Source organism: Agrobacterium tumefaciens str. B6 (assembly GCF_001541315.1).
GTDB classification, from domain to species: domain Bacteria; phylum Pseudomonadota; class Alphaproteobacteria; order Rhizobiales; family Rhizobiaceae; genus Agrobacterium; species Agrobacterium radiobacter.
Genome location: NZ_LMVK01000009.1, coordinates 116,033 through 128,184 on the forward strand (window position 1 = coordinate 116,033; position 12,152 = coordinate 128,184).

General features: G+C 60.8%; 9 protein-coding genes and 1 pseudogene. 4 read left to right on the top strand and 6 right to left on the bottom strand.

Going from position 1 to position 12,152, the window contains the following annotated elements; genetic code table 11:
- Nucleotides 1–7 precede the first annotated feature (7 nt).
- The 4 genes from ASB65_RS08960 to ASB65_RS08975 all read right to left on the bottom strand — a co-directional run bounded on the left by ASB65_RS08960 (nucleotide 8) and on the right by ASB65_RS08975 (nucleotide 5,510).
- Nucleotides 8–1,069 carry an ABC transporter ATP-binding protein gene (locus tag ASB65_RS08960; RefSeq protein ID WP_060723722.1) on the bottom strand — a complete coding sequence of 354 codons (1,062 nt, stop codon included), beginning with the start codon at nucleotides 1,067–1,069 and terminating at the stop codon, nucleotides 8–10.
- Entirely contained in the window at nucleotides 1,066–3,297 is a 2,232-nt protein-coding gene (locus ASB65_RS08965; RefSeq protein WP_060723723.1) for an ABC transporter permease, read from the bottom strand. Before ASB65_RS08965 ends, ASB65_RS08960 begins: the two co-directional genes overlap by 4 nt.
- 85 nt (nucleotides 3,298–3,382) lie before the next feature.
- On the bottom strand, nucleotides 3,383–4,408 hold the full coding sequence (locus ASB65_RS08970; protein WP_020810392.1) for an ABC transporter substrate-binding protein: 1,026 nt from the start codon (nucleotides 4,406–4,408) through the stop codon (nucleotides 3,383–3,385).
- A 112-nt stretch (nucleotides 4,409–4,520) separates the two neighbouring features.
- Complete coding sequence (locus ASB65_RS08975; RefSeq protein ID WP_060723724.1) at nucleotides 4,521–5,510, bottom strand: ABC transporter substrate-binding protein; 990 nt, start codon at nucleotides 5,508–5,510, stop codon at nucleotides 4,521–4,523.
- Between the two features lie 239 nt (nucleotides 5,511–5,749).
- On the opposite strand from ASB65_RS08975, the gene ASB65_RS08980 reads away from it, so the two are divergent.
- Together ASB65_RS08980 and ASB65_RS08985 are read left to right on the top strand one after the other, a co-directional pair.
- Entirely contained in the window at nucleotides 5,750–6,490 is a 741-nt protein-coding gene (locus ASB65_RS08980; protein ID WP_060723725.1) for a response regulator transcription factor, read from the top strand.
- Nucleotides 6,487–8,592, top strand: coding sequence for a sensor histidine kinase (locus ASB65_RS08985; RefSeq protein ID WP_060723726.1), 2,106 nt, complete (start codon nucleotides 6,487–6,489; stop codon nucleotides 8,590–8,592). Before ASB65_RS08980 ends, ASB65_RS08985 begins: the two co-directional genes overlap by 4 nt.
- Here the strand turns inward: ASB65_RS08985 and ASB65_RS08990 are convergent.
- Entirely contained in the window at nucleotides 8,589–9,923 is a 1,335-nt protein-coding gene (locus ASB65_RS08990) for an aspartate aminotransferase family protein (protein ID WP_060723727.1), read from the bottom strand. The two genes, ASB65_RS08985 and ASB65_RS08990, sit on opposite strands and share 4 nt — an antisense overlap.
- Nucleotides 9,924–10,025: 102 nt before the next feature.
- Here ASB65_RS08990 and ASB65_RS08995 point away from each other — a divergent pair, with 102 nt between their 5' ends.
- A complete protein-coding gene (locus ASB65_RS08995) occupies nucleotides 10,026–10,874 on the top strand; it encodes a LysR family transcriptional regulator (protein ID WP_060723734.1) in 849 nt (282 codons plus the stop codon).
- Between the two features lie 292 nt (nucleotides 10,875–11,166).
- Nucleotides 11,167–11,370 (top strand): cold-shock protein, encoded by a 204-nt coding sequence (locus ASB65_RS09000; RefSeq protein ID WP_003503933.1) that lies wholly within the window; start codon nucleotides 11,167–11,169, stop codon nucleotides 11,368–11,370.
- 400 nt (nucleotides 11,371–11,770) lie between these two features.
- On the opposite strand, the pseudogene ASB65_RS09005 reads toward ASB65_RS09000, so the two are convergent.
- Nucleotides 11,771–12,037, bottom strand: a pseudogene (locus tag ASB65_RS09005) (transposase domain-containing protein); the annotation flags it as partial.
- Nucleotides 12,038–12,152 lie beyond the last annotated feature (115 nt).

Sequence of the window (12,152 nt, forward strand, 5' to 3'; positions counted from 1 at the left end):
GGCGGCATCAAGCCTGAATCAAGGCGATACCCCGGTTCCTGAACCCCAGCGTCACGTCGCTCGCCGCCGGCAGGCTGGTCTCCACGGCATGATCGACGATGAACAGCGTACCGATATCGGTTTCCACCTCATATTCGACGTGACCGCCGAGATAGGCGCTGTGCAACACCCGCCCGGCCAGCCCCTGCCCACCCGGCTGTCCGATGGAAATCGAGCCGGGACGAACCGCGAGTTTGGCCGGGCCTGGCCGGGCATTGCGGGCCGAGACCCGATGATCGATCCCGCCGACACGGATCAGCGCATCGGCGCCCTCAACGCCGATGACCTCGCAACTGACGACATTGGCCTCACCCATGAAATCGGCGATGAAGGCGGAGGCCGGCGCTTCGTAGAGATCGCGTGGCGCACCCGACTGGGCGATCTCGCCATCCTTCATCACGATGATCCGGTCGGAAACAGCCAGCGCCTCATCCTGATCATGCGTGACATAGACGGCAGTAAAGCCAAGCCGCTGCTGCAACTCGCGGATTTCGGTGCGGACCCGGCGGCGAAGGCGGGCATCGAGGTTGGAAAGCGGTTCATCCAGCAGCAGCACCTGCGGCTCCAGCACCAGAGCGCGGGCGACCGCGACACGCTGCTGCTGGCCGCCGGAAAGTTCGGCCGGAAGACGGTGCCCCATGCCGGCAAGGCCGACGAGCTTCAACCCCTCTTCCGCCTTTTCCCGCGCCTCTGCCTTGCGCAGCCCGGAGGATTGCAGACCGTAGGCGACGTTATCGAGCGCCGTCATGTGCGGGAAAAGCGCATAGGACTGGAAGACCATCGAGACATCGCGCTCATTGGCGGGCAGCATGGTCACATCCTTGTCGCCGATCAGGATGCGTCCGTTGGTCGGATGTTCGAGGCCGGCCAGCATGCGCAGCGTCGTCGTCTTGCCGCAACCGGAGGGGCCGAGCAGCGTCACCAGCGTGCCGGGCTCGATGGTGAGCGACAGGTCGGGAATGGCGGTGAAAGCGCCGAAGGTCTTGCGGACATTCTCGAAGGTGACGGAACCGGGCTTTACGGAAATCATGCGGTTTTCTCCTGGGCAAGAGGAACGGAGGAAGGGGCGGGCAGGCCGGCGACGCGGTTTTCGCGCCGCAGGCGACGCTCGCCGACAATGAGCTGGAAGCCGGTAATGACAGTGATCATCACCACGATCAGCATGGAGGAATAGGCAATCGCCACCCCATATTCGCCGTTCTCGACAAGGCCGACGATGTAGGAGGTCGCCATGTTGTATTCGGCGCTGACGAGGAAGATGACGGCGCTGATCGAGGTGATGGCGCGGACGAAGGAATAGACCAGCGCGGCCGTGATCGCGGGCCTGAGCAGCGGCAGAATGACCTTGCGGATGGTGCGGAAACTATTGGCCCGCAGCGTCAACGAAGCCTCGTCGAGGCTCTTGTCGAGCTGGCTCATCGCCGCAATGCCGCCGCGCACGCCGACCGGCATGTTGCGGAACACGAAGCAGGCGATCAGGATCAGCGCCGAGCCCGTCATTTCCACCGGTGGCAGGTTGAAGGCCATGATGTAGCTGACGCCGATAACCGTGCCGGGAATGGCGAAGCTCATCATAAGCGCGAATTCGAAGAGGTTCCGCCCGGCAAATTTCTGCCGCACGATGATATAGGCGGTCAAAAGACCGACGGCAGCGGTCAATGGCGCAGAAACCAGCGCGATCTTCATGGTCGTCCAGAACGAGTTCCAGGCTACACCGGTCCAGGCGATCGAGCCATTGGAGAAGCTGACGGAAAAGGCGCGGATGTAGTGGTCGAAGGTCAGGGAATTGTCGAGACCCCAGGTCTTCACGAAACCGCCCACAAGGATCATGCCATAAACAACGATGGTGAAGATCATCCATGGCACGACGACGGCGTGGACGCCGATGGACAGCCCGCGCGGAAGCGCGATATGCGCGCCGCTGTCGCCCTTCCCCGTCACCGTCGCGAAATTCTTGCCTGCCAGCCAGAAACGCTGGGCAAGGAAGGCCGAAAGCGTGAAGCACAGCAGGATGATCGCCAGAACCGCGGCGCGGGACGGATCATTCTGTGAGCCGACAACGGCGAAGAAGATTTCCGTCGACAGAACACCATGCGTGCCGCCGAGCACCAGCGGATTGCCGAAATCCGCCATGCTCTCGATGAAGCCGATCAGGAAGGCATTGGCGAGACCGGGCTTCATCAGCGGCAGCGACACCCGCCAGAAGGTGCGCCAGCGGTCGGCGCGCAGCGTCTGCGAGGCTTCTTCCATTGACGGGCTGACGCCTTCGACCACGCCGATCAGCACCAGAAACGAGATGGGCGTGAAGGAAAGGACCTGCGCAATCCAGATGCCGGTCATGCCGTAAAGCCAGCGACCCGGTTCGATACCGAAGAGATAGGAAAGCCATTCGGTGACGACGCCGGCGCGGCCGAAAAGCAGCGTCAAAGCAAGGCCGATGACAAAAGGCGGCGTGATGATCGGCAGAACCGTCAGAAGCCGCAGGCCCTTCTTGAACGGAAAGCGCGTGCGGGTGGCGATCAATGCAAAGCCAAGACCGAGCACGGTCGAGCCGAAGGCGGTCATCAGGGCCAGGAACAGCGTGCGCCAGGCAACACCACAACGCTCTTCACCCATCACGCAGCCGAGGCTCCAGATGCCGGGATCCTTGATATTGCGGATGAAGCCTTCGGCGTTGAAGGAGCCGTCGAAATCCTGAACGGACGCGACCAGCATGCTGCCGATCGGATAAAAGACAAAAACCGTGACAAGGAAGACGAGAACGGAAATGGCGCCGACAACGAAGGCGTCGCCCTTCATGACGCCGCGTTCGGCAAGCCCGAAGGCAAAAAGAAGCACGAAGACGAACGACATGACGACGGCGCCGGCACCCATGGACGGCTGGCCATCGGCAAGCATGCCGAAGAGGTTTTCGCTCACCGTCCAGCTCCAGCCGGTAAAGCCGATGGCCAGCCCCTGCAAGGCGAGGAAAACAAGTCCGATGGCTCCGATAATCGCAAGAAGCCTGCCACGTCGCATCGGATCACGGATAGGCCGGACAAGGCATGCGGCGAGGAAAAAGACAACCACGCCGACAAGCCATGGTTTGCCATAGGACAATATCTGCAGCACACCGGGCGCATTGCTGGCCGACGAGAAAAATCCGGATAGCCAGCGGAAGCTGAAAAAGCCGCCTTCGATGCGATACCAGGGAAGAAAGACCAGAGCAAAAGCCCCGAGCGCCAGGACCATGTCCAGCCTGCGATTGCCACGTGTCATGGCCGACCTCGCTTATTTCATGCCGATGAAAGAATGGCGGACACCCCGGCTTTAAAAGCCGGGATGCCGATCGCCGGAGTTTAGATCAGTTCGCGACCGCACCGACCTCACGGTCCCAGCGTTCCAGCAGCGCCTTGCGCTTGGCCGGATCGCCATAGGTCTTGAAGTCGTAGTCGATGAGCTTGATGTCTTCGAACTTCGGCGCTTCCTTGGGCACTTCCGCCGTCTTGTTGGAGGGAAGCTGGAAGGACTTGGCGTCCTTCATGCGCGACTGCACTTCCGGCTTCAGCGCCCAGTCGTACCAAGCCTTCGCATTGTCGAGATTGCGGGCGCCCTTGATGATCGACATGGAGCCGATCTCGTAACCCGTGCCTTCGCAGGGCGCGATTGATTTGACCGGGAAGCCTTCCGCCGTCTGCGCCACCGCATCATGCATGAAGACGATGCCGAGCGCGGTTTCGCCACGCGCCGCCGCCTTGACCGGTGCCGAACCGGACTTGGTATATTGCGAGATATTGGCGTTGAGCTTCTTCAGATAGTCGATCGCCTGATCCTCGCCCATGATCTGCACGAGCGACGCCAGCGCCGTATAGGCGGTGCCAGACGAATTCGGATTGGCGATCTGGATTTCGCCCTTCAGCTCCGGCGCCAGCAGATCGGCCCAGCACTTCGGCTCCTTGTAGCCCTTGGACTTGAAGATTTCAGTGTTGTAGCCCCAGCCCAGCGCGCCGGCATAAACGCCGACAGTCCTGTAACCGGTGCTTTCCGCCTGTTTTACGGCCCAGTCCTGCAGCTGATCCAGCATCGGCGATTTGTATTCGAGCGTCAGGTTCTCGGATGCCGCCTGCATGTGCGGATCGCCGGTGCCGGCCCACCAGATGTCGGTCTTCGGGTTGCGGGCTTCCGCGCGCACCTTGGCATAGGTCTCGCCCGAAGACAGGCGCACCATATTGACCTTGATGTCGTGTGACTTTTCGAAATCGCCCTTCATCTGTTCGCAGATGACGACATCGGCCGAGCAGATCAGGTTAAGTTCGCCTGCCGCCTGCGCCGATACGGCACTGAGCGCCGTACCGGCAAAAAGCAGGGTGGAAAGTATTGTCAGTCGCATGGTTATCCTCCTGTAGCTTGCGTCTGAATTCTTGGCAGTACGCAGACATGGCGCTGCCGGTCGCGGCACCTTGCGGCGCGCGCGCTGTCTTTTGGGATGTTGGTTTTCTGCCCTACTGGGTCGGGTGGATTTCGCTGTCGAAGCGGCTCAATAGCCGACTTCGCTCTTCAGGCTGGCCGAAGGTGGCGAAGTCGTAATCCACCATCTTGATCATCGATATGTCAGGTGCGGTCAGTGGCAATGTCGCCCGGGCATTGGAAGGCACCTGGTTCTGGCCGGCCGCGGCCCCGGTCGCCTGCCCTTGCGGGCTCAGCGCAAATTCCACGAAGCTTTGCGCAAGGGCAGGATTGCGATTGCCCTTGACGATGCTGACGGCCCCGATTTCATAACCGGTGCCCTCGCACGGCGCGACGATGACAAGCGGGAAACCCTCGATCTTCTGGGTCACGGCATCGTGCATGAAGGAAATCCCGATCATGATCTCGCCCCGCGCCGCCGCCTTGACCGGCGCTGCACCAACCTTGGTATAGCTCACGACGTTCTGGTTGAGCTTTGCCATGAAACCAAAAGCCTCCTCCTCGCCAAACAGCTGGACGAGAGTGGCCAGCATGGTGAAGGCTGTACCGGAGTAGTTCGGATTGCCAGTCAGGATATGGCCGCGATAAACATCCTTCGCCAAGTCCTTCCAGCAGGTCGGCGCCGGCAGATTGTTCTTCGCAAGCAGTTCCGAATTATAGGCAAAACCCAGCGCGCCGGCATAGACTCCGGCAGACCGCGATCCCGACATCACGGAGAAATTCTGCGCCCAGGGCAACAAATCTTGCTGATGGACGGGCCGGTATTCCAGCAACCCTTCCGAACCCGCCTGCAAATGGGTGTCGCCGGTACCACCCCACCAGACATCAACCGTGGGATGGGATCGTTCGGCGCGGATCTGATCGAGGATTTCGCCGGTGCTCTTCCGCACCATTGATATCTCGAGACCGACCTTGGCTTCGAAAGCCCGCTTCATGGTCAAACACCAAGCCTCGTCGACGCCGCACAGGACGTTCAACTTCGGCTCGGCCATGCCATGCCCTGCGCCGCACAGCCATAGGACCATGCTCGCCGCAAGTGCGGTCAATACTTTCAATTAAGCCTCCCTGCCTGGAACCTCCCCGTTCCAGTCTCCACCAACAGCATGTCACATCCAGCCCGCACCGCAATCGAAGAATGGTTACCAATCTTTCACCGCACCGCCGAACAAGATTACAGTTATTACAATTATGACAGGGGAGATAACCAGCGAACCTTTGAAGATCGCCGCCGCCGCGCCTATGATGATGGCGGGAGGAATATACAGTGCTTAATCAGAAGGTTCGCATTCTGATCGTCGAGGACGATCCGGATATGTCCGAGCTCATCTCGGACCTCATCGAGGCGGAGGGCTGGCTGCCCACCTGCGCGCGCTCCGCCGAGGAGGCGGACGAGATATTGGCAAAGGACAGGATGGAGCTCGTCCTCGTCGACCACAATCTGCCCGGCACATCCGGGCGCACCTTTGCCCAGCGGCTGCGCAGCCAGATCGACATCGGTATCGTCATGGTCACCGCCGCCGGCAGTGCTGCCGACCGGGTACTCGGTCTGGAAACGGCCGCCGATGATTATGTGGTCAAACCCTTCGAACCGATTGAACTCACGGCGCGGATCAAGGCCGTCCTGCGGCGAACAATCCCGTCGCTGAAACAGGACAAGGACAGCGAGCGTGACCACGGCCGCACAGCGCTGCGCCTCGGCGACTGGGCGATCGATCTCGATGCGCGCCGCGCCGTCTGCCTCGCTGACCGCAGCCGCACGCTCACCAGTGCCGAATTCGCACTTCTGGAAATTCTCGCAGAAACACCCAACCAGCCCGTCAGCCGCTCCCAGATTCTCGACAGGCTGGGTTCGGAAAGCGACCGTTATATCGACAGAAATGTCGACGTGCTGGTGCTGCGGCTCAGGCGCAAGATCGAGCGTAACCCGGATCTTCCACGTCACATCAAGACGCGACGCGGCAAGGGTTATGTCCTGCATACCGATGAGGGCGAGCTTTCCCCGTGATCAGCCGCTCCTTCCTTTCCTCCATCGCCTTTCGCCTGCCCTTTGCAATCGTCTTTACCTGCATCCTCGTCTTCAGCCTTTCCGCCATCGCCATTTACGGCCTGCAGCGCGCCCGCGATGAAATGGCAGCCTACGGCTTGCAGGCCTTTTCCAGTCTCGCCAAGGCCTCATTGGTCTCGCGGCAGGTCTCCGATCTCGTCTCCAGCGCCCCGTTTCTGATGAATGCCGCCTCGCCCTATCGCGTTTCCAGCGAAAGCCGCTCCGTGGTCCAGCAGGTCGACCTGCTGTTGCAGATGACGGGTCCAGACAGCGGCGAACGGGCCGCACGCGGTTTTGCGAGCGAGCGTATCGTTGAACTGCTCCAGCTTATCAGGGCGCAGACACTGGACCTCGCAAAGGAGGCCGACGCGGCGCAGGGGCACAAGGCGGAAGCGGCAGCAGCGCTCGGCGAAATCGCCACCGGTCAGGGCATCCTCGATCCGGAACTGCGTCGAAGAATGAACGGCATCGTGCAGGCCGCATCCGCATCCGACAGCCTTTTCCAGCTTGGCGAACTGCGCCGCCGCTACGTGGCGGAAACAACGGCGCGCCAGCAGGGTTATCCGGGCGAGCGCCTGCCCTTGGCCGAACTCCAGCCCTATGAGCGGGTATTCGAGGCCCAGAGCCGTTACCTTCTGGAAATGTTCGCGATCCGCGCCTCTGTCTCCCGGCTTCACACCGTCTCGCGCGATCTTTCCCATGTGACCGAAACCCAGGGTGACGCTGTTGCGCGAAGCCTGAACGAAGACCTGATCTCGACGTCCGATGCTCTCAACCGGCTGCTGATCATTGTCGCCGTCGCCTCCCTTCTGGTTCTCATCGTGGCAATCTTCTCGATCCGCTCAGTGATGCGTGTCTCGCGCGGGATCGTGACGCTCTCCAACGGCATGAATGCCCTCGCCAAGGGGGAAAAGGACGTCGGGCCGCCCTCCTATACGGGTCCCGAGACGGAGTTGATCCGGCTGCTCGATGCATTCCGCGCCTTCCACGACAGCGTCGATCGCGTCTCGCGCCTCAGGCGCACGGCGGAAGCGGCGGCCCGCACCATCCGCTCGACCTTCCGCAACATGAATGAGGGAATAGCGCTGTTCGATCCGGCTGGCAGACCAATCACCATGAACCGCCGCATCATCGAACTCGTCGGACGCTCCGGCTCGTCGCGAAAACTGCCGCTTCGCCGGTTTGTCGAACCCATCCCGGAAATCGACCCGGCTCTACTGCCCTTCGATACAGAGCCGGGGGAGTTGCTCGACCGCGCAGTCGTGCGCCATCGCACTGACGATCAGCGGGTGATCGAAGTCTCGATGTCGCGCCAGCCGGATGGCGGCATCGTGCTGCTCGCCCGCGATGTGACCGCTCTCGATCGCCAGGAAGCGGAAGCCGTGAAGGCCCAACGGCTTGATGGCATTATGCGCATGACCCACCAGCTCAGCCATGAGGTGGGCAACATGATCGGCATCATCACCGGCAGCCTCGGCCTTCTGGAACGGGAAGCCGGTTTCAACGATCGCCAGAAGCGGCACATCGCCCGTATCCGCAAGGCGGCAGACCGCGGCCGGTCTCTGGCCAGCAGCATGCTCACCATCGGCAGCCAGCAGCCGATCCATCCAAGCGTCATCAATGTCGCAAGCCTGCTGCGGGGCATGGCCGATATTCTGGAAATCGCCGTCGGCCCCAAATGCCGGATCGCGCTTGATACCGATGACAATCTTCCCTCGATACCGCTGGACCCTGCCCTCTTCGAGCAATCCATTCTCAATCTATGCCTCAATGCCGCAGCCGCCATGCCCGATGGCGGCCTGATTTCGATCGAGGCCGCCTCTGGAAAAGATACGCTGGTGATCACCGTCACCGACGAGGGCATCGGCATGACACCGGAGGCCGTGGACAAGGCGTTCGAGCCCTATTTCACCACGCGGGGCGATCATGGCGGTGCGGGCCTTGGCCTCGCCATGGTCTACGGGTTCGTCCGCCAGAGCGGCGGTGAAGCGCATATCAGTTCCAGACCCGGCGAAGGCGCAAGGGTGGAACTGACATTCCCGGCAAATGCCGGCCACACCTAGCGGGCAAGCTGTGCGGATTCGATAGAATCCGCCAGTATCTCCAGCCCAAGGTCGATTTCCGAATCCGATACCGTCAGCGCCGGCGCAATGCGGAAAACGCCGCCCATGCCGGGCAGCTTGACGATGTTCATGCTGAGGCCACGCAACATCGCCTCCTGCATGATGCGCGCACCAAGTTCGAAACCCGGGGCTTTCGTGTGGCGGTCTGCGACGACTTCAAGTCCGAGCAAAAGCCCGCGCCCGCGCACATCTCCAACGCATTCGAACCGTTGCTGCAGCGAGAGCAGCCCCTCCTTCAAACGATTTCCGCGGGCAATCGCCTGTTCCACCAGACCATCTCGCGCCACCACATCGAGAACCGTCACGCCGACAGCCGCCGGCAGGGGATCGGAAACATGGGTCGTATAGAACAGAAAACCCCTCTCGAAAGCCTTCTGCTCGACCTCCGCACGCGTCATCACCGCCGCAAGCGGCAGGCCGGCGCCGAGCGTCTTCGACAGCGTCATGATATCAGGCGTCACGCCATCGCGCTGAAAGGCGAACATGTGTCCGGTCCGGCCGACGCCGGTCTGCGCCTCATCGAGGATGAGCAACATGCCCCGCTCCTCGCACTTTTTCTTCAGGGCAGCGAGATAACCGAGGGGCAATTCGAGGATACCGCCGCTCGACAGGATCGGTTCGGCAATGAAGGCGGCGAGATTGCCCGTCGACTGGCGATCGATCAATTCGAAGGCATCGTCAAGCTCCGCCTGCCAGTCATTCGATCCATCGGGGTTCTTGAAGCGCGGACGATAGGCATTCGGCGCGGGAATAACGAGTGAGCCGGCCGTCGCCGGGCCATACCCCCGGCGGCCGGCGCTATAGGTGGCGGAGGCCGCAGCACCGGTCATGCCGTGCCAGCTCTGTGCGAAGGCGCCGTTCTCCTGCCCGCCGGTCACGAGCTTCGCCATGCGGATCGCCGCTTCGTTGGATTCAGCGCCTGTTGTCAGCAATTGCACGCGATCGAGACCCGGCGCCAGAGCCGCCAGCCGCGCCGCAAGTTCAACGACCGGGCGGGACAACATGCCGGAAAACAGATGCGCAACCGATGCCATCTGCCGGTTGACGGTGGCGACAATATCCGGATGGGTATGTCCGAGCAAAGCACTCATCTGGCCGGAGGTGAAATCGAGAATGGCGCGGCCATCCGCATCATAAACGAAACTTCCCTCGGCCCGCTCGACGATGATCTCCTCAAAGGCGGGTCCGTAACGGGTCAGGTGTTTATTGGCAGCGTCCCAGAATGCCGGTTCGTCGTTGAGCGAGGCGAAGTTCTTCGCGAGATTGTCCATGGCTCGTTCCCCAAAGTTTATCTTGGCGAAACATAACAACCCATTGCCACCCCGGTCCAATTGATAGTATTTTATTCCGATATCGATAATTTTGATATCGCCATGCTCGACCTTACGCTCCTGAAGAACTTTACCATTGTCGCGCGAGCTGGCTCCATCAGCGTCGCCGCCACACAGATCGGGCGCACCCAATCCGCGCTCAGCACACAAATGCAGCGGCTGGAGGAACTGGTCGGCCACACGCTGCTGCAGCGAACGGGTTCGGGAGTACGTATAACCGCGGCGGGCGAGAAGCTGCTCGCCCATGCCAGCGCGCTTCTTGCCCGGCATGATGAAATCCTTGCCGACATGGGCGAGGCGACCCTGCAGGGAACCGTCAGCCTGGGCTGCCCTGAAGATTACTCCATCGCCTTCCTGCCGGAACTGCTGAAAGGTTTCTTCAGCACCTACCCGAAAGTCGATCTGCGCATGGTCTGCGCCCCCACGACGGAATTGCGTCCCCTCCTGCAGCGCCGCCAGATTGACATGGCGCTGGTTTCGCAATCCGATCCTGAACACCGCGACGTGCTCCGCAGGGAAAGTTTCGTCTGGGTGGCGAACAGGCCGGAACCGGACCTCATCACCAAGGATGTGCTGCCGTTGGCGCTCTCGGCACCCGTGACGCTCGATCACCGCGCGGCATGCGACGCCATGGAAACCGCCAATCGCCGCTACCGTGTTGCCTTCGCCAGCAACAGCCTTGCCGGCCTCATCGCGATCGCACGTTCCGGCCTTGCCATCAGCGTTCTGACCAGGACCGCCGTTCCACCGGACCTTCATATTGTCAAAAGCGGACTGCCACCCCTGCCGACGATCGGTATCGCAATCGAGTTTGCCGATCCGCAGACGTCATCGGCAGCCAGGGCGCTCGGCGAGCACATCCGCGCTGTTCTTCCGGGTCTCAGCCTTTAACGCCGGTCGATCCGTCGCTCCGACCTACAGTCGTTTGGTCCTGAATTTGAAATGAGAACGTCTTTATGGGCAAATCCAATCTCTTCGCGATCTTAAGCGTAAGAAGATCGGAACGACAGACATGTGACCGTTCATGAAGAAAACGGCTCATCGCGATGCTCTTTGTTACAAGCGGCAACGCGGTAAACGCGCCTTTTTCCAGCTTTGTTATTGCCAAGGTGGGACCGCTGACTTGATGCGGATCACCGCAACCGCTATGCGATGATGTCGCACATCAAAAAACGAGGACATCATGGCAACTGGTATCGTAAAATTCTTCGCTCAAGATAAAGGCTTCGGCTTCATCACTCCCGACAGTGGTGGCCCTGACGTCTTCGTCCATATCTCAGCCGTCGGATTTGGCGGCGCCCTGCAGGATGGCCAGAAGGTCAGCTACGACGTGGGACAGGATCGCAAGACCGGCAAGTCCAAGGCAGAAAACGTGACTGTCCTCTGACAGGCCACTCTGTCGTCGAATGTGAGTGCCCGTTCGAAATGACCAGTGTCACTTCGAACGGGCATCTGCTTTTCGGTCCGGCAGATCGGAAAAACAAGGACGACAGGCAAAGAACTGAAATATACATGCCGCACGAGGATCTTGGAAACCGCCAGATATCTTCCCAACCGTGTCGTATTATCGCCGAATCTCGATGTATAGCGCGGTCTCCGGAGCGCCTACATCAAGTCGCGACAGGGGTTCAGACACGTTATTTCTACGAGAACTAGATAGACTTGACCTTCGATGCCGCGCACAAGGCAATTGATGCTGCCGGGGCTGCAGCGCCGGACTACCCCTTTTGCAGCGCACAGAAGACGATCATGTCCGCGCTGTTCTGTAAGCGGCAAGCTGAGACCGTTCAGCGCGTGTAATTCCACGGCATGAGTGCATCGAGATCGCTGCTGGGCCAACCATTGGCTATGCGCTCGAGTGTCTGGGTGAGCCAGGCCTGCGGATCGACATTGTTCATTTTCGCTGTTTGAAGGAGCGTGGCGATTGTTGCCCAGGTCCTTCCACCGCCATCGCTGCCGGCGAAGAGGCTATTCTTTCTGGTAATTGTCTGGGGCCGGATTGCACGCTCGACTATGTTGTTGTCGAGCTCGATGCGGCCGTCTGTCAATCGGCGTCGTAACGGGACCCCTTATCGGCTCCCAAAAGGGACCCCTGCCTCTGGTTGCATCGGGTCAGCGCGCGTAGGCCCGGAGCTCTCCATTTAGCGCAGGGGCCTGCGGGCGCGGGTT